This window comes from Rhodococcus sp. Ni2, from assembly GCF_021352185.1.
Classification (GTDB): Bacteria; Actinomycetota; Actinomycetes; order Mycobacteriales; family Mycobacteriaceae; genus Rhodococcus_F; species Rhodococcus_F qingshengii.
The window spans coordinates 1968687-1992433 of sequence record NZ_WOXZ01000002.1 but is presented as its reverse complement, the minus strand read 5'-3'; the positions used below and the strand labels follow the sequence as shown (position 1 = coordinate 1992433).

Here is a 23747-nt window from a genome sequence, read left to right as displayed (position 1 = left end):
GGGCCGGTTTCAACGAATCAGGCCTCGGTGGCCGGTGCCTCTGCGGCGGGGGCTGCCTCAGCCTCTGCAGCCGGAGCTGCCTCAGCCTCTGCGGCCGGAGCTGCCTGCGAGAGCAGTTCCTGCTCCCACTCGGCGAGGGGCTCGCCTGCGCCGGCTTCGGGCTTCGCGTCCTTGTCGGCGCTCAGTCCTGCACGTGCCTGCACACCTTCGGCAACCGCGGAAGCGACAACCTTGGTCAGCAGTGCTGCGGAACGGATGGCGTCGTCGTTGCCCGGGATCGGGTAGTCGACGAGGTCGGGGTCGCAGTTGGTGTCCAGGATCGCGATGACCGGGATGTTCAGCTTGCGAGCCTCGGCAACTGCCAGGTGCTCCTTGTTGGTGTCGACGATCCACACCGCGGAAGGAACCTTGGCCATGTCGCGGATACCACCGAGGGTGCGATCCAGCTTGGTCATCTCACGCGTGAGCATGAGGATTTCCTTCTTGGTGCGACCTTCGAATCCACCGGTCTGCTCCATTGCCTCGAGCTCCTTGAGGCGAAGCAGACGCTTGTGAACGGTGGTGAAGTTGGTGAGCATGCCGCCGAGCCAACGCTGGTTGACGTAGGGCATTCCGACGCGAGTCGCTTCGGAAGCGATGGACTCCTGCGCCTGCTTCTTGGTACCGACGAAGAGAACGGTGCCGCCGTGGGCAACGGTCTCCTTGACGAACTCGTACGCCTTGTCGATGTACGTCAGCGTCTGCTGGAGGTCGATGATGTAGATGCCGTTGCGGTCGGTCAAGATGAATCGCTTCATCTTCGGGTTCCAGCGACGGGTCTGATGTCCGAAGTGGGTTCCACTATCGAGCATCTGCTTCATGGTTACGACAGCCATGGCTGTGTACCTCAAACTTTCAATCCGGTTGATGCAGGCGATCGGGTGATCCCTGCCCTGGCACCCGCACGGCCGTCGGACCTGTTTCGTGAGAACCAGGACCAGCCGAGGCCGGAAAACGTGCGCGGGCGCGCGAAGTCGGACTGTGCGAGCACAGACCGCTCGACAAGTGTACGTCCTCGTCCCCCGATGCCATAACCACCCCGGAAGCAACAGACCGAACCGGCGGTTGTGGATCGGTGGCTACCTTGTGGATTACCCGTCTGATCTGCATTGAAGCGTGCGCTACTCCACGCAAGATCAAGGAATGACGATGTTGCGCGGAGCTCGACGAGGCGTGGTCTTTGCCGTGATCTCCTGCTGTGTCGCCGTAGGCACGGCGTCAGCAGACACGCGATTCGACTGGCCGCTCGCTCCTCGGCCGCACGTGGAACGCGCTTTCGACAAACCGGCCGAGAACTGGCTGCCGGGTCATCGCGGGGTCGATCTCGGCGGCAGCGCCGGCCAATCCGTCCTCGCGGCCGGCGACGGCATCGTGGTGTTCGCGGGAGTGGTCGCCGGAAAGCCGACGGTGTCGATCGATCATTCCGGCGGCCTACGCACGACCTACGAACCCGTCACCGCAGTCGTTCGCACAGGTGAACGCGTCGCAGCCAGGTCAGTGATCGGAACCCTTGAAACCGGGCACGAAGGGTGCGCTGTCGAAGCATGTTTGCACTGGGGCTTGCGCAGAGGACGCGAGTATCTCGATCCACTCGGACTGGTTCGGTCGCAACCGCTCAGGCTCAAGCCATTGAAAGGAGGCTGATCGGTCGCAGAAATCGGTCGCAGAATCAGTGCCACTCGGAGACGGCGTGCCGACCCACAGCGTCCGCGAAGTCGTCGGCCACCATCGCTGCCAGTTCCATGAACGCTCGTCTGGTGGCCGGTCGCATCAATTCGAGGTCCATCACCGACCCCTCCGCGAGATGCTCGTCGAAAGGAATGACCTCGACGGCGCGGCATCGACGCATGAAATAGTCCACCAACGCGTCCATGTCGATGACGCTCGACCCTGGTCGGGCGGCGCTGATGACGACGACGGTCCGCTCGACCAGATGGCCGTATCCGTGCAACTGAAGCCAATCGAGCGTTGCCGCCGCACTGCGCGCTCCGTCGATTGCCGGCGAACTGACCAGAACCAACGAATTGGCAAGATCGAGAACGCCGTTCATCGCCGAGTGCATGATCCCGGTACCGCAATCAGTGAGGATGATGTTGTAGTAGACCTGCAAGATGTCGATGACCTGGCGATAGTCGGCCTCGCTGAATGCCTCCGAAATCGCCGGATCCTGCTCACTCGCCAGCACCTCGAGACGACTCGACGACTGGGATGTGTGCACTCGAACGTCCGAATAGCTCTTTATGTCCGGTCTAGCAGCAATCAGATCGCGCACTGTCGAATTGGTCTGCAGCGGAACACGTTGTGCCAAGGTCCCGAAATCGGGATTGGCGTCAACCGCCACGACGCAGTCACCACGCAGCGAAGCAAACGTCGCACCGAGTCCGACCGTGACCGTCGTCTTGCCCACTCCCCCTTTGAGCGAGAGCAGAGCGACTCGGTAGTCGTTGCGGATCGGCTGCTCGATTCGGGCGGCCAGTGCACGGTTGCGCTGTTCGTTGGTCGAATCCCCCAGATTGACCACACCTCCGGTCGCACGATGCAATCCCCTACGCCAGCCGCCACGCGGCGTCCGTTTCGGGCGTTTCAGTAAAGCTTCGGCAACCAGATCCTGGTTTGTCACCTGCTGTTGGCTCGACGGTGGCGGTGGCGTGGACCAGACCTCTTGCAGTCGCGCCACAGGCTCCGGCGTCGGCGCCGGCTCGGGAGCCGGTTGCGGCGATTCGGACAGCCAGGCTGGTTGACCGCTGTTCGGCAGGTGCTTCACATCTTGGCGGTTCACGAATCCCCCGGATATCGCATGTAATCGAGTGTCTCGATACGACGATCGAACTTTGCCGATTGTTCACTCTTCTGAGCTGCGACGCTACCAAATACCAGCCGAGAACTCGCGTCGCTCCACAAATCAGGCGCGCGGATGGGCCTGATCGTGGACGGATCGAAGCCGTTCGACCGACACGTGCGTGTACAGTTGAGTGGTCGCCAAACTCGCATGACCGAGGAGTTCTTGGACCACACGAAGGTCCGCACCACCCTCCAGCAAATGTGTCGCAGCCGAGTGCCGAAGCCCGTGCGGACCCATGTCGGGAGCCCCTGGAATTGCAGCCATGGTTTCGTGGACCACCGAACGCGCCTGACGCTGATCGAGCCGGCCGCCTCGAACTCCGAGGAGCAACGCTCGCCCGGACCGATCCGAACACAGCGCGGGTCGTCCGTGCTCCAGCCAGCCGTTCAGTGCCGATTCTGCGGGCAGGCCGTATGGCACCGACCGCTCCTTGTTCCCCTTGCCGAGAACACGAAGCAATCGTCGATCGGCATCGACCGACTCGACGTCCAGTCCACACAACTCGCCGACGCGAATTCCGGTGGAGTACAACAATTCCACGATGAGTCGGTCTCGCAGGGCGAGCGGCTCTTGTTGCTGCGCACCGCTTTCCGCCGCATCCATTGCGTCGAGGGCCTGGCTCTGACGCAGCACCGTCGGCAGCGTCCGGCGAGCGGGTGGAGCCGCCAGACGTGTGCCCGGGTCGACGGAAATGCGTCCGGTCTGCGCGAGCCACGCAGTGAACCCACGCGCCGAAGAAGCCCGTCGAGCTACCGTCGTACGGGCTGTTCCTACGGCATTCTGGGCGGCCAACCACGAACGCATGACACTTAGGTCGAGGCGGTCGAGATCTGCATTCTCCGAACCCGCGGAGAAATGGGTCAGCAATGCCCGCGCGTCACCGACGTAGGCGCGGATCGTGTGTTCCGACCGGCCTCGGCTCAGTCGGAGGTGCTCGGCATACGCATCGAGGTGAACGCTCAAGCTCGCCGGCAATGCGTCAGTCATGAACACACGCTCGCTCGCCGCGATTGAAACTGCAAGCTCCCTCGCCGATAGGGTTGATCGGTGAATCGAGCAATTCCTGTGAAGATGTTGTGCGTACTGGCACTGATTTCCGCAATCGCTCCACTGTCCATCGATATGTACCTGCCCGGCCTACCGTTGATGGCGGATGCACTCGACACTACTGCGGCCAGCGTTCAGCTCACGCTGACCACCTTCATGGCAGGCCTCGGAATCGGCCAGCTGATCATCGGTCCGATCTCCGACGGACTTGGCAGGCGACGAATACTGCTGGCCGCGACAATCATCACGGCACTGAGCGGCGCGGCATGCGCGGTGGCGCCGAACATCGAGTTTCTCATCGGTGCACGACTCGTCCAGGGCTTGAGTGGAGGCGCTGCCATCGTTCTTGCCCGCGCTTGTATTGCCGACCGAGCGCGCGGCGACGACGCAGCGAAGCTCTTCAGCATCATGATGATCATCGGCGGTATCGCTCCCGTGGTCGCGCCACTGATCGGCGGCGCACTTCTCGGCCCCGTCGGGTGGCGCGGGATCTTCTGGGTCCTGGCGGTCGCGGGCGCTGTAATGGTGGCTGGTGTCGTTTTGCTCGTTCCCGAGACACTTCCGCCCGAGCGACGCCACGGCGGCGGATTGAAGGCCCTGATCTCGAATCTGCGATACGTGGTCCGCAATCGGCACTACCTCGGATATGCGCTCGCATTCGTCTTCGGATTCGGCGCCTTGTTCGCGTACATCTCCGCGTCACCGTTCGTCGTTCAGAACGTTCTCGGGCTGAGTCCGTCACAATTCTCGATCGCGTTCGCAGTGAACGCCACCGGAATGGTCACGGCAGCGATGATCACCACTCGCCTGCTCGGTCGCGTCGGAGCACGCACGCTGCTGCGTTTCGGGGTGTGCCTACTCCTCATGGGCGGCGCCGTATTGTTCTGCACCAGCGTGGTTTTCAGTTCCACGAATACCTGGTTGATCTTGGTCCCACTGTTCGTGGCAATTTCGAGCATCGGGTTCATCATGGGCAATGCGACCGCTCTCGCCCAAGGAGAGGTCACCAACGCGGCCGGGACCGGTTCAGCGCTGATGGGAGCGGGCCAGTTCGGCTTGGCGGCGCTGGTTTCGCCGTTGGTGGGAATTGCGGGAGAAGACACGGCAGTTCCGATGGCAATCGCAATTCCCACCTTCGGAGTTCTCGCGGCCGTTGCGCTCGTGTTGCTGACTCGCGGCACGGCCGCCGCGAGTTAGTTTTCGGCCGCGGCGAGTTCGGACTTCCAGACCCGGAAGCCCTCTTCGGTGCGACCACGACGCCAATAGCCGGAAATAGAAGCAGCCGACGCCGGGACATTTCGTTCCTTGCGAATGTACGGTCGGAGGTTGTGCATGACGGCTTGTGCTTCACCGTGAATGAACACGTGCGGTTCGCCCGGCAACCATTCGAGTGCCTTGACCTCGGCGACAACCGGAGCGTTGTCGCCCGCTAATTCTTCGCCGACCGCATCGGACGATGCCCCGCGATGTAGCCAGGTCACGGCAATACCTTCTGGGGCATCGAGCGCGATTTCGTCTTCCGGTCCCCCGACTTCGACAACGGCGTAGCCGACCGCATTCGGCGCCAATCGCGCTATCGACGCGGAAATAGCGGGTATTGCGGTCTCGTCTCCGACGAAGAGATACCAATCAGCGGTTGGTGACGGCAAAAACGCGCCACCAGGTCCCCGCAGAGTAATCTCAGCGCCCGGCTGAACTGACGCGGCCCACGGACCTGCGACACCCATGTCGCCGTGGACGACAAAATCGATTGCAATCTCTTTGGCATCAAGATCGTACGAACGAATCGTGTAGGTGCGCAGTGTCGGCTGATCAGGAGTGCCGAATTCGATCTTTACATAGGAATCGCTGTATTCGCTGGGAGTGAACGACTCGAAGCCTGGTCCCCCGAGAAACACTCGTACCATATGGGGGGTCAATTGTTCGGTCCGCAGAACCGTCAATGCAGTTGTCGGCTTGGCCACAGAAAGATCCTTCCGAAAGTTAGTGTTACCTAACTAATGTACACGACAATTGCAGCACGAGGGCGAAATACCTCGCCGGCGACTCCACACAGCGCTCTGTCGACCTTTGTACAGAGCGAAAGAAACCGACCAATCTGCTGGGTAAATTCGGTGCTGTTTAGACGAATTATTTGATCTGCTTCACACGGACGACCTGTCGGACAAAGCTGTCCGAGAACTCGGCAAAGCAACAGTAAAATACACCTCTGGCTCCCGGCGAGTTCGCCGAGAGCCAGAGGTGTATTTAATTCAATCTAGTGTGCAGCGTCGAAAGCGTCGATGATTTCCGCTTTGATACGCCCACGCGGAGCAACTTCGTAACCGTTCTTACCTGCCCAGTCACGGATGGCCTGGAGCGTCTCCTTGGAGCGTCCGGAACCTGATGTGGCCTGCGGAGATGCAGCCTGAGCCTTCTTGCCGCGCTTCCCGCTCACCTTCGCAGCAGCCTCGACGAACGGCTTCACCGCAGCGTCGAACTTCTCTGCATTGGTGGCGCGCAGATCGATCACGTAATCCGTTCCCTGGTAAGAGAACTCAATTCGATCACCGAATCCATCGTCAATCGGCTTACCATCAAGGTCGTCGATGAGTTGCCGAATCAGCTTCTCAGCCATTGCACTCCTCTTTCAATGATCGATTCAATTCTCCTTCACAATACACAGATAGAGCGTTGATGAACAAAAGAAGTTCGAAAGCCTTCACCGTTTCCGAACAGACTCAATGGTCCGAATTAGCAGCGGGTTAGCGGCATTGCCTCGACCGAACACGACCCTGAAAATTCTGCACATTCATCCCTCGGATGCCGGGTGTCAATCAATGCCCGCCGTCATCGTGATCCAGACTAATCGGACTTCCATGCACATTGACCTGAGGCTTTCCTGAGACCCGTCGAACTTGCAGGTCGGGTCGGCGAAACGCATCGAGAATTACATTGCACACAGTCGAGCAAATTCGTGAAAAATAGCCCTGACGTGCCATTTCCGATGCGCTGCGGGTATTGACGATTCACGGTCTTCGCAAACGATTAGTGAGCATCGCCACGCATGGTCTGACGGGCGCAGAAGTAGTTCACGTACTACCGCGTCCGAAACCATCCACTCGAATCAGAACTTGCAAATCCCTCCAGTTCGAGCAGAGGAAGAGTGGCACGAACCTGAGCTATGAGCAATCCCGATTCCTCGGACAACTCACGCGTACTGCGAGACCCCGTTCCCGGCAATGCTTCGTATACCAATCGAGAATTGCCTCGCAATGCGTCGATGTCACGCGTCGCGGCCGCATCCTCCGCGGAATCCCCGACACCAAATGGGCCTGACGCTTCGACTACATCCACGGCATTGGAAACGAGTTGCGCTTCACCTTCTCGGATCATCCGGTGGCATCCGGTCGACGATGCCGAGGTAACCGGTCCGGGCACCGCCATCACGGGACGGCCTAACTTCCGAGCCCAATTGGCGGTATTGCGTGCACCACTGCGCCAACCCGCCTCGACCACCACTACTCCGTCCGACAACGCAGCTACCAGTCGATTCCTTGCCAGAAACCGGAACTTTGCAGGTGTTGTGCCCGGTGGATATTCACTTATCACTGCACCCGAACTCGCTATCTGTTTGAGTAGTCGCGCATGCCCTGACGGATACGCTCGATCGACCCCACAGGCCAAGACAGCCAGTGTGGTTCCACCTACGCCCAATGCAGCGCGGTGCGCGGCCCCGTCGATACCGAAGGCCGCCCCGGAAATCACGGTCCACCCGTCGACAGCCAGGTCACCGGCAATCTCTGCCGTCACGTGTTCGCCGTACGCAGTAGATGCCCGCGTGCCCACAATTCCAACCGATCTCTCGGTCAGATCAACCAAATCCCCGGACCCCAACACCCACAACACAAATGGTGCCGTCTCACCCCCGGAGGGATCGAGTCCGTCAAAGGAAAGCATTCGCCACGCCGGCCAATCGGCGCAGTTCGGTGTTACGAGTCTGCCACCCATCGCCTCCATCAGGTCGAGGTCTCGTTGGGCTGTGTCGATGTGAGCGCGGGCTCGCGTCTTCTCCTCGATCGCGGGTGGCAGATCGCCGTTGCGAACCGCCCTCGCAGTTTCTTCGACCCCGAGCTCGTCGATCAACATGGACATATACGCGCTGGGCCCTTGCACGACGCGGGACAGATATGCCCAGGCAAGTAGTCGTGGGTCGTGTGCAGTCATTGGAATCCCCTGTCGCGGAAGTCGAGTGCGGTGACAACTTGATCTGGTCCGGGCATCGCCTCACCTGCCAGATCGGCGACACTCCAGGCAACCCGCAACGCTCGGTCCGCCCCTCGAGCTGTGATCACCCCTTTACGTAGCGCCCGTTCCACCGGCGCCAGCGCCGCACGCGAGAGTCTGAACTTCTGTCTCAACGCCGGCCCTGGTACCTCCGCGTTGGTCCGCCACCCGTACTCACTCCACCGCTGGGCCGCAGTGTCTCGAGCTGCCGCCACGCGCGCACGAACATCGCTGGTGCTTTCCCCCACTTCGTCGATCAGCGCTCCGGTTGCAACCGCCTGCATCCGGACTCTAATGTCGACCCGGTCCAACAACGGGCCGGACAATTTACCCAGGTATCGGCGACGTGCCGCGGGCGCACAGACGCAATCCGCGTCTCGGGGCGGCGCGCACGGGCACGGATTCGCGGCCAGGATGAGCTGGAATCGCGCCGGATAACGCGCCACTCCGTCCCGCCGGGCGATTCGCACTTCCCCGTCTTCGAGTGGCGTGCGTAGCGCTTCGAGCACCTTCACCCCGATCTCGGCACATTCGTCGAGAAACAGCACGCCGCGATGGGCGCGGCTGACCGCACCAGGACGAGCCATCCCACTACCACCACCCACCAGCGAACTGACCGACGAACTGTGATGCGGCGCAATGAAAGGCGGCATATCGATCAACGGCCGATCCTCCGGCAACACCCCCGCCACCGAATGAATCGCCGTCACCTCCAACGACTCCCCCTCCGTCAACGGTGGAAGAATCCCCGGAAGCCTCTGCGCCAACATCGTTTTCCCGATCCCCGGCGGACCCGTCAACATCAAATGATGCGCACCCGCCGCAGCAACCTCTATCGCCCACCGAGCATCCGTCTGCCCGACAACCTCACTCAGATCCCGCGCCGTCACCACATCAGCGCGCTCGAAGACATCGGGAACAGCCAGCGCCAACTCACCACGCAACCACCCGATCACCGCAGACAAATCATCGGCACCCAGCACCTCGATCCCCTTGACCAGGCCCGCCTCTGCCAACGCCCGAGCTGGAACCACCACAGTCCCCCATCCCGCCCGCTTCGCCGCAAGCACCGCAGGCAACACACCGCGCACCGTCCGCAAACGACCGTCGAGTGCCAACTCCCCCAAAAACACAGTCTCCCGCAACAACTTCCGCGGCAACTTCTTCGCCGCATCGAGAACAGACAACGACAACGCCAAATCGTAAACACTGCCCACCTTCGGCAACGTCGCCGGCGACAACGCCAAAATCACCTTGCTGTCCGGCCACTCCTCACCAGAATTGGTCACCGCGGCCCGAATCCGATCACGCGACTCGTGCAACGCCGTATCAGGCAGCCCCACCAAATGCACCGCAGGCAACCCGCGCCCGATATCCGCCTCGATCTCCACGATCTGCCCGTCCACACCACTGACCGCAACAGAATGCGCCCGCCCCAACGCCATCAGAACGCATCCACAAAATGCTCGACCGAAGGCACACCGTCGCGACCGATCAACACAGCCACCACATCAAAACGCACCCTCGACCACGACCGACCCGAATCAGTGAGCCACTGCATCGCCAACACCCGAATCCGACGCTGCTTCGCGAACGTCACCGACTCCGCCGGACTCCCGTACCCGACACCCGACCGAGTCTTCACCTCCACGAACACAATTCGATCACCGGACGTCGCAATCACATCCAACTCGCCGTACCGACAACGCCAATTGCGTTCGACAATCTCCAAACCCGCATCGATCAGGAACTCGACAGCCACATCCTCGCCCCGAGCCCCCAACGCCATATTCCTCGCCATCGCAGCCCCCACCACTCACACGACCGCGCGCCCGCCCCATACGAAGCGCGTCCCAACCACCACCCTCGACCCACCACCACAAAACCAAGCCATCCGAAAACAACCTGTTCACAACTCGGAACCTGTGGAATTCGGCAGCGCGACACACCAACGGCGACCCGAAACCTGACAATTTTCTGAAATCAGCCACATCTTGGACGAAAGTCCAGTAGAACTAGTTACAGTTTTGCTCAAACCGTCACGCACCCCGCTGAATGGAGTTCTACATGGCCCGCCGCTCACTTCGCCACGCAGTAGCAACCACTACATCCCTCGTTCTCATCGCCGCCGGCGTCACTGTTGGACTTGGAGCCTCGGTGGCGCAAGCAGCACCGGCATGCGCGCTCAACCAGTCGGTCACCGACAGTTGGGCCGGTTCCCTCGGGACGCCGTACACCGTCAGCAAGGAGGTTGTCGGCGACGGCAAGGTCGCCCCGGGACAGACGGTCACCTACCTGACAAAGGTTTCCGGTTCGGGAGCACTCGTCAATCAGATCCGCGATTTCCACCCGGCAGGATTCCAGCTGGTCAAGGCTCGCCTGAACGTCAAATGGCTTATCGGCGACCAGAAGTGGGACGACGTCACCAAGACCGTCGTCGTCGGCAACAACTCCGTGGTGGCAAAGGGCGGCGGATGGACCACTGCTGGTGGCGGCATCATCGCATTGGAGACCACCTACAAGGTTCCCGATAACGCAGTTGTCGGCTCTCAGCTCGACAGCGGCGCCGGCACCAACATTGTGCTGGCGGCGGGCGACTGGGACATCAATCCGATGGGCGTGTGTGTCACCATCCGGCAGCCGAACCCCGTCGAGGCCGGCGCCGGAAGCCTCGAAGACATGGGCTTCGGCTCGCTCAACTCCGGATCGGGCCAGGTATTCGGCTCCCTGACCGACCCGCAGGGGTCGATGACCAATGTCATCAGCGGCGTCCTGGGCAATGTGCTCGGCAACATGAGCTGACTCAGTTCAGATTAGTAAATGGGCCGAGCCAACAGCACATGCTGGCAACTCGGCCCATTTCTACGTTGCCGAACAAAGCTTTGCCGTCAACCGAGTTCAAGAAATCATCAGCAAATCACCGCGTCAGCTTTCCGCCGTACCGGGCCGGCGTCGTACCGAAGGTTTCCCGAAATGCGGCGATGAACCCGCTACTGGTTCGGTAACCCACCTGCGGGGCAACGTCGTTGACACCCTCACCCCGCGCGAGCATCTCGAGCGACGCATACATTCGGGCGCGAGTCCTCCACTGTCCGAAGGTAATCCCGGTATCGGCGACAAAGGCACGCATCAAAGTCTTGGAACTGACCCCGAGTTCACCCGCCCACTCCCCAAATGTTCGCGAGTCTGCCGGATCGGCAAGGATGCGGGCAGAAACCGAACTCGCCGCAGCATTGCGAGGAACCGCGAGGACGTCGTGCCGTTCGGGCGCGGCAGCAAGAATGTCGTAGAGCAACTCCTGACTCATCAACCGCCGAGCATCGTCGATGGTCCGATCTGCGAGATGGCGCAGCAATTGAGCGGATAAAGCATCGACTTCGAGAACAAGTGGCTGAGTCCACCTGGGCCCGCCAGGGCGTAGATCCGGACGCGCATAGGCCGCGATCATGCATCCCGCCGACAGAAGCGTCATGTCGTGGAGAACGGTGCCCGGCAACCAGACCAAGTGCTCGCTGTGCAGGTGCCACACGTTGCCCCCGGCAGCAATCTGCATCGTCCCTTCACTCATCCAGGCGATCTGATGCTCCGGGTGGCGGTGAGCCCCGTACGCGGTCACGCCCTCGACGACGTTGGTGTAGACCTGAAAATCTTTGAATGTCCGTCCGCGACTATCGGGCAGCGCTAGCAAGGACTTTGGGCGAGTCGAGTACTCGATAGTGGACATTTTGCGTCTTTCTGGGCGTATCCGAGTCCATCCTGAAGGATGGACCGACGATCCTGCAAAGGTTAGCCTCACTTTATTGCTGACGCGACCAGCTCAGCACTTCACGCGGACCTCAGATCACTTCGCCCACGACTTCGAAGGAGCATGCACGTGCCCTCACATAGCACCCGAATCCTCGCCGCCTTATTCACGACGGCCGCGATCATCGGGTTCTCGACCGCCTGTGGAACCTCGCAAGGCTTCGACACCGCATCAGCGACCCAGAGCAACGACGCATTCCCCGTGACGATCGAGCACGCACAGGGTTCGACGACAATCGATGCCGAACCGCAGCGGGTAGTGACACTCGGATACACCGATCACGAACCACTGCTCGCCTTGGGAGTCGAACCCGTAGGCATGGCCGAATGGTGGGGGTCCGGCATGGATGAAAGCTGGCCGTGGACGAAGAATTACTGGAAGGGGAAAACTCCGACCTACATCAACAGCGGCGGAGACTTCAACTTCGAGCAAATCGCCTCCCTCGCACCAGATCTGATCCTCGCGCTGTACGCCGACATCGACACGGAAACCTACAAGAAGCTGACCTCGATTGCGCCGACTGTCGCGCAGAGCAAGGACTACGACGCGTACACAACGCCGTGGACCGACATGACGCTCACCGCCGGGCGCGCCCTCGGCAAAGGACCACAAGCTCAGCAACTGATCACGGATACCGAAAACGCGTTTGCCGCCGCCCGCGCTGCACACCCGGAGTTTGCCGGGCAAACCGCAACGATCGTCAACCTCGACACTCCCGAGGGCTACGTGTTCTCGTCGCACGATCCACGCGGCATTTTCCTCTCGTCACTCGGGTTCACCCTCCCCGCGACCGTCGACGCATTCGTCGGCGACCAGTTCGGCGACTGGATGCCGAACGAGCGATACGACATCCTCGAACCCGTTGATCGTTTGATCGTGATGGCCGACCCGGAGGGAGAGAAGGCCCTCGCCGGCAACACGCTCTACCAGCGACTACCCGCCGTGAAGAGCGGAAATGCGATGGTCGTGCGGTACACCGCAGATCCACCCGTCGGCGCGGCGATGTCCGGCAATACCGTCCTGAGCATTCCGTATGCCATCGACCAACTGACAGCCACGTTGTCGAAGTAAACTACAGGGCAGGTATCGAAAATATGTTCGAAGAGTGTTAGCCTCGGGGTCAGGAAGCACTCACGGACATCGAGGATCACCATGGACGAGGTACCGGACACCGCGTTAGATCTGGCTCGACTGGTCGACGAGCTGACGGTTCTCGACCAGCGACGCGTCGACATCGGCGAGAGTTTGGTTCATCTCGAGTACCTCTACTCCCAGATGGGCGCACGGCAACAAGCAGATGCTGCCCGAAAAGCCTTCCAGGAGAAGTACGTCGGACGAATCTACGAACTCGCAGACGGCCTGCGAACCTGAAAAGGGGTTGCACACAACCACTGACCGAGCGCATGGTCATTCCTGCACGACACACCGGACCGATCGGTTCGGCTGTGAACTATGTGGGAGAAATCTGATGGAGAAGATCACCAAGAGGCTGTGGAACTGGGCATCGATACTCGACGAGAACACTCGCGAGCAAGCGCTGCGTACGTCCCAGATGCCTTTTGTCCGTCCACATCTGGCGCTTATGCCGGATGCGCACCTCGGTGCGGGAGCGACGGTGGGTTCGGTCATTCCGACGGAAGGCGCAATCATGCCCGCCGCCGTCGGAGTCGATATCGGCTGCGGAATGATCGCGGTCAAAACCCAGTTCAGCGCACGCGACCTTCAAGGCCGCGACCTGACCGTACTTCGCCACAGCATCGAACGCTCCGTCCCGCTCTCGGCAGGTGTCTACAACAAGACGCTGAGCGACACGGCGAAAATCCGCATCGCAGAACTCGAGGCGATGGCGGGCGATCGCCTGTCCTTCTACGACAAGTTCAAGAACGACTGGAGGTTTCAGCTCGGAACGCTGGGCTCTGGTAACCACTTCATCGAGGTGACGCTCGACGAGAGCGACGGCGTCTGGCTGTTCCTGCACTCGGGAAGCCGCGGTATCGGAAACAAGCTCGCGCAGCATCACATCAAGATCGCCAAGGACTTGTGCGAGCGGTGGTACATCAACCTTCCCGATCCGGATCTTGCCTACCTGGTCGAGAAGACGCCCGAATTCGACTCGTACATCACCGATCTCAACTGGGCTCAGCACTTCGCTCTGCTCAACCGCGAAGAGATGATGGACCGCGTCGTGAAGGACTTCGCGCACTTCATGGGAGACGGCAAACCCGCGATCATCGACGAAGTCGAGCGGATCAACTGCCACCACAACTTCACCCAGAAGGAGTTCCACATGGGCAGGGGTGTGTGGCTGAGCCGTAAGGGTGCGATCAAGGCAGACGAGGGCACGCCCGGGCTCATCCCCGGTTCGATGGGGACGGCGAGTTACGTCGTCGTCGGGAAGGGAAACGTACCGTCGTTCAAGTCCAGCCCCCACGGCGCGGGTCGGGTGTACGGACGTAACCAGGCACGCAAGACCTTCACCATCGAAGATCTCGACAAGGCAATGGTCGGCATCGAATACAAGCGTTCCGCGGCGTTCCTCGACGAGATCCCGGGTGCGTACAAGGACATCGACGTCGTGATGGACGACGCGAAGGACTTGGTCGAGATTCGACACACGCTGCGTCAGATTGTGAACGTCAAGGGCAACCGACCCCGCACAACTCCGCGAAATACGAAGTGCCCCGCCGATATCGGCGGGGCACTTCGTTGTCGAGATCAGTCCGGCAAGCGCAGATCAGTCAGGAAGGCGCAGATCCGGCTTGTCCAGCTCTTCGATGTTGACGTCCTTGAAGGTCACGACGCGTACGTATTTCACGAATCGCGCCGGGCGGTACATGTCCCACACCCAGGCGTCGGACATCCGCAGCTCGAAGTAGATCTCCCCGTCTGAATTGTGGGGCAGCAACTCGACCGTGTTGGCCAGGTAGAAACGTCGTTCGGTCTCCACGACGTAGGAGAACTGTCCGACGATGTCCCGGTATTCACGGTAGAGCGACAGCTCCATCTCGGTTTCGTACTTCTCGAGATCCTCGGCACTCATCGGTTTAGCCAGTCCTCCCAGTTCGTCTGAACGTCCATCATCCCGTACGGCCCGCGCGTTGTTCCAACCGGACTCCCGCAGCCACCACGTTGGCATAGGTCATGCGGTGCTCAGGGCACGGCCCCAGCTCGTCGAGTGCGTCCATGTGCAGTGGCGTGCTGTATCCCTTGTGAATCGCGAAGCCGTATCCCGGATGAGTGTCGTCCATCTCGGTCATCACACGATCTCGGGTCACCTTCGCGAGAACGCTCGCCGCGGCGATGCATGCAGCGGCGCCGTCACCGCCGATGACCGGTAGCGACGGAGCCGTCAGACCCGGAACCCGGAATCCGTCGGTGAGAACGTAGCCCGGTTCGAGGTCGAGGCCCGCAACTGCTCGTCGCATCCCCTCGATGTTGGCGACGTGGATGCCGATCTGATCGACTTCCGCAGCGGGAACAGAGATGACACTCCACGCCAAAGCCAAGCGCTTGATCGCCGGGAAAAGCTCCTCGCGCGCACGTTCGGTCAGCTTCTTCGAATCGTCGAGCCGCGCGAGGGCTGCTTGCGGTTTCGGCGCCAGGACACACGCTGCAATGACAAGTGGACCAGCGCACGCTCCGCGCCCGGCCTCGTCGACGCCGGCCACCGGACCGAGTCCGGTTCGCGCCAACGCAGACTCCATCGTCCGCAGACCTGCCGATCTGCGAATGACAACGCGAGGGGGCCAACTACTCACTGTCTCTGCCTACTCGGAACTACGCGAATCCATGTGTGCGGTCCGACAACTCAGTTGCCCTGAATATCAGGCGCATCGATGCCGCCCATTCGCGACGGGGGAAGAACGATGAAACGAGCTTGACCGATGATGTTGTCGATCGGGACGGTTCCCTGGAACTCGTCGTCGACGTGGTAGCGCGAGTCGGCGGAATTGCTGCGGTTGTCACCCATGACCCACACGTGGCCCTCGGGAACGGTGATCGGTCCGAAGCAGCGGCCCGACTTCAATTCGGTGTCACACGTTTGCGTTCCCGGAGTGAACGGGAAATCCATCTTGATGTACGGCTCGTCGAGCGGCTTGCCGTCGACCAGGACTCGGCCCTGCTCGTCGCAGCATTCGACGGTCTGGCCGCCGGTAGCGATCACTCGCTTGACCAAGTCGTTCTCGTCCGGCGGAACGAGGCCGACCCACGAACCGACCTCTTGAATGCCGCGGACGACAACGTTGTCGGACCGATTGGACACATATTTCGTGTTCCACGAATCGGGTCCCTTGAAGACGACGACGTCGCCGGGTTCCGGATCGCCGAAGCGGTATCCGATCTTCTCCACCACGATGCGGTCACCGGTACATCCCGCACAGCCGTGCAGTGTCGGTTCCATCGACTCGGATGGGATGAGAAAAACTCTGAAGACAAATGCCTGAAGGACGATGCTGAGTACCAGCGCTACGCCGATCAGAACAGGGAGTTCTCGCAGAAACGATCGCTGTTTCTTCTGCGGCCGATGTGAGGTCGGTTCCGCGGAACCGCTTGATCCCTCGTGATTCTCGGGTCCGGACGACAATGCCTGCTCCTTCGAAGAATCTGCCACAGAAACCAGATTAGCCCGACACCGCGCGTACGCGGTGCCGGGCTCATCGGAAAGATCAGCGCTTTTCCTTGATCTTCGCCTTCTTGCCACGAAGCTCACGGAGGTAGTACAGCTTGGCGCGACGGACGTCACCGCGGGTCAGAACCTCGATGGAGGCCAGCGTGGGGCTGTGAACCGGGAAGGTGCGCTCGACGCCGACGCCGAAGGAGACCTTACGGACGGTGAAGGTCTCGCGAACGCCGCCGCCCTGGCGACGAATAACGACGCCCTTGAAGACCTGCACGCGCTCCTTGGAGCCTTCGATAACCTTGACGTTCACGTTGAGCGTGTCGCCGGGACGGAACTCGGGGATGTCGTCGCGGAGCGACTTTTTGTCCAGGAAGTCCAGGGTGTTCATATGTCATCCTTGTATTTCGCAGGAGCAGAGGAACCGAGCGGCACGCGTTTCGGTCTCCCGAAACGGCGCTCGTCTGGTTCGTGCCCAGATCAAGTGCTGCTGCCTGGTCCAGGCAACCCGTCCATTGTGCCAGACGCGGATACCAGCGGGGAAATCGGTGGCGGCGGAGCTGCGTGGATGGTGTGGTCCAGTTCCTGCTCGGCCGCGGTCATCGCATGTTCGACGCTCGGCGATCCGGCTATCAGATCCTGGACGTAGATCTTGGCCCGGATGACGGGCCGACGCCATTTCCGTTCGCGTTCGAGCGCGCGGTTCATCCGTTTCGGCTTGCGCGTGTACCGCCAGCGAGCCCACGGTGCACCCGGCCGGCTCAGGCGGACCGCTCCGATTACCAGCAACGGGAAAACGAACAGACCGACGAGCCCCGTCCAGATCTTCCCCTTGAGAATCACGATGGCTGCCAAGGCGAAGTTGATCAACGCGACGAAAACGAAGACCAATTTGATCCACGGATCGCGTTCTTCACGGAATCCGGCGACGTCGAGAAGTTCGAGCGGGCGGAAACCCAGCAGCACCAGGCCGGTCACGGCGATCGCGACGAAGACCGCATCCACCGAGGTCCGACCTTGTTCGGACCAGTACACATCCTTCAGATAGAAGATCAGTGCGAACTCGTCGAGCACCAACGCCGCACCCATACCGAAGATCGCCGCCAGGACGGCACCGGTGGTCTGCGAACCATCGACGTAGACCGCGATCAACGCACCACCGGAGATCATCATGGCGATCACACCGAACACGACGTGATGCACATGCTGGCCTCCGGGCGCGATGTTGCCCGGCCACCATTTCACTTGCGCGCGAATCATCCGGACGCTGAGGCGGATGAAAAGGAAGGCGGACAGGAACCCGAGCAGGAAGAACAGCAACGGCAATCGGCCATGGGCGATGATCTCGCGCTCGAGCCACTCCCGCATCACTGTCCTCCCTTCACCGAATTCATGATCCGACCCTGATCGGATTCATACCCCCAACCGACTCGATTGTGACGATACGGACTTCGAAAACCCGGCGGACGGATTTACTTGCCGAAGCCCGCCTTGCGCAGAGCGTCGGCCATCGACCCGGCAGCAGGCGCGCGGTTGTCCGGTCGCTGCTCGCGTCCGCCCTGGCGTCCGCCATTTCCTCGTTGCTGACCCTGCCCTTGACGCTGGCCCTGCGGCTGGCCCTGCCGCTGAGGTTGCCCACCTCGCTGGCCTTCGGACTTGCGGGGCGCTCCCACCTCGTCGTCGAGACGAAGCGTCAGCCCGATGCGTTGGCGTGCCTCGTCCACTTCGAGGACCTTCACCTTGACGACGTCACCTGACTTGACGACCTCGCGTGGGTCCTTGACGAAGTTGTGTGACATCGCCGAGACGTGAACCAGACCGTCCTGATGAACTCCGATGTCGACGAAGGCACCGAAGGCTGCGACGTTGGTGACCACGCCTTCGAGAGTCATGCCTGGCTTGAGATGCGCGACCTTCTCGATACCTGCGGCAAAGGTTGCGGTCTTGAATTCGGGTCGTGGATCTCGTCCCGGCTTCTCCAACTCGGAGATGATGTCGGTGACGGTCGGTAGACCGAATCGCTCGTCGACGTAGTCGGACGCCTTGACCGATCGAAGTGCCTGCGAGTTTCCGATCACGGTGCGCACGTCCCCGCCTGCACTCGCAACGATCTTGCGAACCACCGGATATGCCTCCGGGTGGACGCTCGACGCGTCGAGAGGGTCGTCGCCGTCGGTGATCCGCAGGAAGCCTGCGCACTGCTCGAATGCCTTGGGTCCCAGGCGGGAGACATCCTTGAGACCCTTGCGGGATTTGAACGGACCGTTCTGGTCCCGATGCGCGACGATGCTCTCTGCAAGGGATCCTGCAATTCCGGACACCCGAGCAAGCAGCGGCACGGACGCGGTGTTGACGTCGACGCCGACCGAGTTGACGGCATCCTCGACGACGGCGTCGAGGGAACGCGAGAGCAGCGATTCGGTGATGTCGTGCTGGTACTGACCGACGCCGATGGACTTGGGATCGATCTTGACCAACTCCGCCAACGGATCCTGCAGGCGACGCGCAATGGACACCGCACCGCGAATCGAGACGTCGAGGTCGGGAAGTTCCTGCGACGCGTAGGCCGAAGCCGAGTACACCGATGCGCCTGCCTCGGAGACGACGATCTTGGTCAGGTTGGGCGCGCCGGTCTTCTTGATCAGTTCGGTAGCGAGCGTGTCGGTCTCGCGTGAGGCCGTGCCGTTGCCGATGGCGATCAGTTCGACGCCGTGTTCGGCGACCAGTCGGGCAAGCGTCGCGAGAGCCGCGTCCCACTTGTTCTGCGGCTGGTGCGGGTAAATCGTCTCGTAGGCAACAACTTTGCCGGTTCCATCGACGACGGCAACCTTCGTTCCGGTGCGGAATCCGGGGTCGAGTCCCATGGTGGGTCGGGCGCCGGCGGGAGCTGCGAGGAGTAGATCCTTGAGGTTGGTGGCGAAGACGTCGACGGCGTCCTTTTCGGCCGACTGCCGCAGACGCATCCGAGTGTCGATACCGAGCGTGACGGCGAACTTCGTCTTCCACGCCCACTTGACGGTGTCGAGAAGCCACCCGTCGGCGGCCCGACCACGGTCGGCGATCTCGAACCGCGACGCGATGCGGCCTTCGTAGACCGTGCGCTCCCCCGGCGCGAGTTCTTCGGTGTCTGCCGCCATGTTGAGCGACAGCACTTCTTCCTTCTCGCCGCGCAGGACGGCGAGGATGCGGTGCGAGGGCAATTTGGAGAACGGTTCCGAGAACTCGAAGTAGTCAGCAAACTTCGAGCCATCGGTTTCCTTGCCCTTGCGGACCGAGGAGACGACCTGGCCGCGATTCCACATCAGCTCACGCAATTCACCGACCAGATCGGCGTCCTCGGCGAAGCGCTCGACGAGGATCGACCGGGCACCGTCGAGCTGCTCGTCCGAATACTTCGCGGGATCGGTGGTGGGATCTCCGATGAGAGCATCGGCGACGGGCTCGTGGCCGGCCTCGCGGGCGATCTGCGCCTTGGTGCGCCGCTTCGGCTTGAAGGGGAGGTAGATGTCCTCCAGCCGCGCTTTCGTCTCGGCCAGCATGATCTGACCGCGCAGTTGATCGTCGAGTTTGCCCTGAGAGTCGATCTCCGTGAGCACGGCGTCACGACGGTCGTCGAGCTCGCGGAGATACCGCAGCCGCTCGTCCAGGAGTCGCAGCTGGGCGTCGTCGAGCGTGCCGGTGACTTCCTTGCGGTACCGGGCGATGAAGGGCACCGTGGCTCCGCCGTCGAGAAGGTCGACTGCTGCTGCAACCTGGCCTTCGCGGACGTCGAGTTCCTCGGCAATGCGCTGGTTCACGGTCTTGAGAATCACGAGATCCGACCCTACCGCTATCCTGAGACAAGAAGATCGGCAACAGTGCCGTGTCAGGGCTACCGGGGGAAACAAATGAGTACGCGGTACGTCCGGATTGCCGCAATGGTGGCCGCAGTTACTTTTGCGGCTTCGTGCAGCGGTGGACAGAACCCGGATGATCCGATGCAGACCCCCGCCTTTCCCGACACCAATGTTCCGGTAGCCGAGACCCTCGACGGCCGTCTGGGACAGGCTCAGGTGGCTGCGCTCGGGCGTGGTGCGGACGTCTCCATCGCCATCCTCGACCGCTCCTCGGACAAGTACCTCGACGTCGCCGGTGACCAGCAGATCGAAACAGCCTCGGTGGCAAAACTTTTCATCGCCGAGGATCTACTTCATCAGGATGCGCGCGGTGAGCGACCCATCACGGACGACGATCGCACCCTCATGGCGGCGATGCTCGAATCCTCCGACGACACCGCAGCCAACCTCCTGTGGGACGAGGTCGGCGGCCAAGAGGTGATCACCCGCGTCGCCGAGCGTTACGCACTGACCGCGACGACGCCGCCCTGGGACGGAATGTGGTGGAACACCGAGACCACGACACGTGACCTGGTCACCTTCTACAGCGGTGTCCTCGACGACTCCGATCAACTCGGACCTGAACGGGTCGAGCAGTTCGTCGAGTACCTGCGGCAATCCACTCCCGAAGGAACCGACGGTTACGACCAGAGATTCGGCCTGCCCGAGGCCTTGTTCGGCGAGCCCGTCATAGGAGTCAAACAGGGCTGGATGTGCTGTGTCGAGGACAAGTGGATCCATCTGTCCACCGGCATCGTCGGTGACGACAACCGATACATCATCGCGATCGGTTCGCGAGAAGACGTCCAGTACACGGATGAGGACAGCTTCTATCCCGACACCTCGTTCACCGATGCCGTCGACGACGAAAGTGCACTGCACGCACGCGACACGGTCACCGGCGTCACGCAGATTCTCTTCCCGAGCGGAAGCATCGACGACTGGGCAGCGGCATCCACGACCGCGGATTCGGCGATGCCCGAAGCTTCCGGGCCCTGATTCGATCCACGCGGTCGTGTTCGTCCTCAAGCCTGCTTGTACTCGAGCACCGAACCGATGACACGGTCCTGTTGTTCGAACGTGAGCATGGGCCACAGCGGCAGTCGAAGGATCGACGCGGAGAACTCGGCACTACGCACGCACGGCTGCGGTGTTCGTCCGTAGCGCACACCGGCCGCACTCGTATCGAGCGGAACGTAGTGGAACGGCGCCACGATTCCGTCACCGGCAAGGTGCCGAATCAAGCCGTCACGGCTCTCTTCGGTCGGCATCTTGAGATAGAACAGGTGCGCAGTGTGCTCGCGATCATCGGGCACCGCCATGGGCACGACACCGTTCGCGGCCGCCCACTCGCCCAGACTCACGCTGTAGGCATCCCAGACGCGATGCCTGGCCGCCTGAATCGCGTCGAACTCGGAGAGTTGTGCGTCGAGGACGGCGGCATTGAGTTCACTGGGCAGATAACTCGACCCGATGTCCTGCCACGAATACTTGTCGACCTGCCCGCGCAGGAAACGCGCACGGTCGGTCCCCTTCTCACGGATGATTTCGGCGCGAGTCATCAACTGATCGTCGGAGAGCAACAGCGCGCCGCCCTCACCGCAGTGAACGTTCTTGGTGTCGTGAAAACTCTGCGTTCCGATTGTTCCGATGGTGCCGAGCGAGCGCCCGCGCCACTTTCCGCCGAGTCCGTGAGCGTTGTCTTCGATCAACGCAACGCCGTGGAGTTCCGCGAGGTCGAGGAGAGGTTCCATGTCCGCGGCGACTCCGCCGTAATGCATGACCAATACAGCTTTGGTGCGTTCGGTGATCGCCGCCGCGACGCACGCCGGGTCGATGTTGCCGGTACTCGGATCGATGTCGACGAAAACAACAGTGGCCCCGCGCAACGCGACGGCGGTCGCCGCCGAACTGAACGCGAAGCTCGGAACTATTACCTCGTCGCCCGGGCCCAATTCGAGCAGCAGCGCACCCAATTCGAGTGCATGCGTGCACGAGGTGGTCAGCAGAGCATGCGTGGATCCGGTGATCGCCTTGAGCGCTGCAGTCGCGGACTTGGTGAAACGTCCGTCACCGTGAATGTGGTCGGACTCCAGAACCGTTGCCAGATTCGACAATTCGTTCGATGCCCGATAGGGGCGGGAGAAGATGATGCGATCAGTGCTCACGACTACGCCGATCGATCGAGGTTCCGGGCCGCGGGGAGTCGACAGTCAGATACAGCGGCTTTCCGACAAGGACGTGCAGTGCCACACCGAGATATTCGGCAATGAGCCCGAGCGAGAACAGAATCGCACCCGAACAGACCAGCAGCGCCATGATGATCGACGCCCATCCTTCGGGATCATTGTTGTCGCCGGTCATGGCCCCGATGAAGATCACCGCGGCCATGATCACGCCGGCCGACGCCAGGGTGACTCCGAGCAGGCTGACCAGCCGCAGACCGCGTGTTCCGCTACACAACACCATCTTCCAGAACAACGAGAACAAACGGCGGTAGTTGTACCCGGATTCTTCGCGGCCTTCGGCTCGAAGTGTCACCGGCGCCGTGGCCGTGTTACCGACAACCCACGTCAGCGCAACGTCCAGATACACGCCGTTGGCCGCGACGCCGGCCAACTGTCGGCCGATGTCACCGCGGATCAGGCGATAACTTTCGAATCTCGTCGAATCAGGGAACGCGAATACCGTCGCCAAGACGATCTTTGCGCCGCGCGAGGTCAGGTTCCGCAAGAATCCGTGCGGGCGTGTGTTCGTGGGTTTGGAATACACGAGATCGGATCGCTCCGTCAGCGCGGTGTCGAGGAAAGCCCCGATGTGCACCGGGTCGTGCTGGCCGTCCTCGTCCATCGTCACGATCCACTGTCCAGTTGCAGCGGCCATGCCGGCGATGGTCGCCGCGTCCTGGCCGTAGTTGCGGCTGAGCCACACGACACGCACCTGCTCGAAACGGCGCTCCAATTCGAGTAACACGACGTCGGAGCGATCCGGGCCGTTGTCGTGAACCAGCACGATCTCGTCGACGGAGAACTGCGCACCACCGGGCGTCGCACTCGGTGTGCCCAGGCCGTCCAACTCCTCGACGAGCGCCGTGATCGTCTTTTCGCCCTGATAAACGGGCACTACGACGGAAATCGAGTGCACTCGCTTCCACTCCCTTCAGGGGGCTCGACTGGCGCCGAGAGACAGGCACGATCGGGCCCACACCGTCGCGAACTTTAACACGCAGAGATGTCTTGACTTCGGATGCCGGCG

23 protein-coding genes and 1 pseudogene are annotated in these 23747 nt (G+C 61.5%); 7 read left to right on the top strand and 17 right to left on the bottom strand.

The window, feature by feature from the left end; all coding sequences use genetic code 11:
- Window positions 1-17: 17 nt before the first annotated feature.
- Window positions 18-875, bottom strand: a complete 858-nt coding sequence (rpsB, locus tag GN300_RS22865) for a 30S ribosomal protein S2 (RefSeq protein ID WP_003942709.1) — start codon at window positions 873-875, stop codon at window positions 18-20.
- Between the two features lie 307 nt (window positions 876-1182).
- Between rpsB and GN300_RS22860 the strand changes: the two genes are divergently transcribed.
- Complete coding sequence (locus GN300_RS22860; RefSeq protein WP_063316577.1) at window positions 1183-1683, top strand: M23 family metallopeptidase; 501 nt, start codon at window positions 1183-1185, stop codon at window positions 1681-1683.
- Between the two features lie 25 nt (window positions 1684-1708).
- Here the strand turns inward: GN300_RS22860 and GN300_RS22855 are convergent, their stop codons facing one another.
- On the bottom strand, window positions 1709-2818 hold the full coding sequence (locus GN300_RS22855; RefSeq protein ID WP_003942711.1) for a MinD/ParA family protein: 1110 nt from the start codon (window positions 2816-2818) through the stop codon (window positions 1709-1711).
- 123 nt (window positions 2819-2941) lie between these two features.
- Complete coding sequence (locus tag GN300_RS22850) at window positions 2942-3868, bottom strand: tyrosine recombinase XerC (RefSeq protein WP_003942767.1); 927 nt, start codon at window positions 3866-3868, stop codon at window positions 2942-2944.
- Window positions 3869-3952: 84 nt separating this feature from the next.
- Here GN300_RS22850 and GN300_RS22845 point away from each other — a divergent pair, with 84 nt between their 5' ends.
- Window positions 3953-5125: a multidrug effflux MFS transporter gene (locus tag GN300_RS22845; protein ID WP_007734871.1), complete on the top strand. Its 1173-nt coding sequence runs from the start codon at window positions 3953-3955 to the stop codon at window positions 5123-5125.
- Here the strand turns inward: GN300_RS22845 and GN300_RS22840 are convergent.
- The 5 genes from GN300_RS22840 to GN300_RS22820 form a co-directional block, all read right to left on the bottom strand.
- Window positions 5122-5892 carry a siderophore-interacting protein gene (locus tag GN300_RS22840; protein ID WP_063316578.1) on the bottom strand — a complete coding sequence of 257 codons (771 nt, stop codon included), beginning with the start codon at window positions 5890-5892 and terminating at the stop codon, window positions 5122-5124. The two genes, GN300_RS22845 and GN300_RS22840, sit on opposite strands and share 4 nt — an antisense overlap.
- Window positions 5893-6185: 293 nt before the next feature.
- Entirely contained in the window at window positions 6186-6545 is a 360-nt protein-coding gene (locus GN300_RS22835) for an Lsr2 family protein (RefSeq protein WP_003942721.1), read from the bottom strand.
- Window positions 6546-7006: 461 nt separating this feature from the next.
- Complete coding sequence (gene dprA / locus GN300_RS22830; RefSeq protein WP_063316579.1) at window positions 7007-8134, bottom strand: DNA-processing protein DprA; 1128 nt, start codon at window positions 8132-8134, stop codon at window positions 7007-7009.
- Window positions 8131-9639 carry a YifB family Mg chelatase-like AAA ATPase gene (locus GN300_RS22825; protein WP_063316580.1) on the bottom strand — a complete coding sequence of 503 codons (1509 nt, stop codon included), beginning with the start codon at window positions 9637-9639 and terminating at the stop codon, window positions 8131-8133. Before GN300_RS22825 ends, dprA begins: the two co-directional genes overlap by 4 nt.
- A complete protein-coding gene (locus GN300_RS22820) occupies window positions 9639-9995 on the bottom strand; it encodes a YraN family protein (protein ID WP_063316738.1) in 357 nt (118 codons plus the stop codon). The genes GN300_RS22825 and GN300_RS22820 overlap by 1 nt, the downstream gene beginning before the upstream one ends.
- Window positions 9996-10261: 266 nt before the next feature.
- Here GN300_RS22820 and GN300_RS22815 point away from each other — a divergent pair, with 266 nt between their 5' ends.
- Window positions 10262-10996 (top strand): hypothetical protein, encoded by a 735-nt coding sequence (locus GN300_RS22815; protein ID WP_030535439.1) that lies wholly within the window; start codon window positions 10262-10264, stop codon window positions 10994-10996.
- 115 nt (window positions 10997-11111) lie between these two features.
- On the opposite strand, the gene GN300_RS22810 is transcribed toward GN300_RS22815, so the two are convergent.
- Window positions 11112-11918: an AraC family transcriptional regulator gene (locus GN300_RS22810; protein ID WP_063316581.1), complete on the bottom strand. Its 807-nt coding sequence runs from the start codon at window positions 11916-11918 to the stop codon at window positions 11112-11114.
- A 144-nt stretch (window positions 11919-12062) separates the two neighbouring features.
- On the opposite strand from GN300_RS22810, the gene GN300_RS22805 reads away from it, so the two are divergent.
- The 3 genes and pseudogenes from GN300_RS22805 to GN300_RS22795 form a co-directional block, all read left to right on the top strand.
- Complete coding sequence (locus tag GN300_RS22805) at window positions 12063-13070, top strand: iron-siderophore ABC transporter substrate-binding protein (RefSeq protein ID WP_207623858.1); 1008 nt, start codon at window positions 12063-12065, stop codon at window positions 13068-13070.
- 81 nt (window positions 13071-13151) lie between these two features.
- Entirely contained in the window at window positions 13152-13370 is a 219-nt protein-coding gene (locus tag GN300_RS22800) for a hypothetical protein (protein ID WP_003942716.1), read from the top strand.
- Between the two features lie 97 nt (window positions 13371-13467).
- Window positions 13468-14643 (top strand): annotated as a pseudogene (locus tag GN300_RS22795) (RtcB family protein); the annotation flags it as partial.
- A gap of 90 nt (window positions 14644-14733) precedes the next feature.
- On the opposite strand, the gene GN300_RS22790 reads toward GN300_RS22795, so the two are convergent.
- The 6 genes from GN300_RS22790 to GN300_RS22765 all read right to left on the bottom strand — a co-directional run bounded on the left by GN300_RS22790 (window position 14734) and on the right by GN300_RS22765 (window position 20429).
- Window positions 14734-15039 (bottom strand): DUF2469 domain-containing protein, encoded by a 306-nt coding sequence (locus GN300_RS22790; RefSeq protein ID WP_003942715.1) that lies wholly within the window; start codon window positions 15037-15039, stop codon window positions 14734-14736.
- Window positions 15040-15076: 37 nt separating this feature from the next.
- Window positions 15077-15757, bottom strand: coding sequence for a ribonuclease HII (locus GN300_RS22785; protein WP_024487346.1), 681 nt, complete (start codon window positions 15755-15757; stop codon window positions 15077-15079).
- A 50-nt stretch (window positions 15758-15807) separates the two neighbouring features.
- Window positions 15808-16611 carry a signal peptidase I gene (gene lepB / locus GN300_RS22780; RefSeq protein ID WP_172403453.1) on the bottom strand — a complete coding sequence of 268 codons (804 nt, stop codon included), beginning with the start codon at window positions 16609-16611 and terminating at the stop codon, window positions 15808-15810.
- 55 nt (window positions 16612-16666) lie between these two features.
- Window positions 16667-17008: a 50S ribosomal protein L19 gene (gene rplS / locus GN300_RS22775; protein ID WP_003942791.1), complete on the bottom strand. Its 342-nt coding sequence runs from the start codon at window positions 17006-17008 to the stop codon at window positions 16667-16669.
- Between the two features lie 89 nt (window positions 17009-17097).
- Window positions 17098-17985, bottom strand: a complete 888-nt coding sequence (locus GN300_RS22770; protein WP_003942742.1) for a hypothetical protein — start codon at window positions 17983-17985, stop codon at window positions 17098-17100.
- A 104-nt stretch (window positions 17986-18089) separates the two neighbouring features.
- Window positions 18090-20429, bottom strand: a complete 2340-nt coding sequence (locus tag GN300_RS22765) for a Tex family protein (RefSeq protein ID WP_047271289.1) — start codon at window positions 20427-20429, stop codon at window positions 18090-18092.
- Between the two features lie 75 nt (window positions 20430-20504).
- On the opposite strand from GN300_RS22765, the gene GN300_RS22760 reads away from it, so the two are divergent.
- On the top strand, window positions 20505-21491 hold the full coding sequence (locus tag GN300_RS22760) for a serine hydrolase (RefSeq protein WP_007729299.1): 987 nt from the start codon (window positions 20505-20507) through the stop codon (window positions 21489-21491).
- Window positions 21492-21517: 26 nt separating this feature from the next.
- On the opposite strand, the gene rffA is transcribed toward GN300_RS22760, so the two are convergent.
- Together rffA and GN300_RS22750 are read right to left on the bottom strand one after the other, a co-directional pair.
- Window positions 21518-22660 carry a dTDP-4-amino-4,6-dideoxygalactose transaminase gene (gene rffA / locus GN300_RS22755; protein ID WP_003942806.1) on the bottom strand — a complete coding sequence of 381 codons (1143 nt, stop codon included), beginning with the start codon at window positions 22658-22660 and terminating at the stop codon, window positions 21518-21520.
- Entirely contained in the window at window positions 22650-23636 is a 987-nt protein-coding gene (locus GN300_RS22750) for a glycosyltransferase (protein WP_003942691.1), read from the bottom strand. The genes rffA and GN300_RS22750 overlap by 11 nt, the downstream gene beginning before the upstream one ends.
- Window positions 23637-23747: the final 111 nt, after the last annotated feature.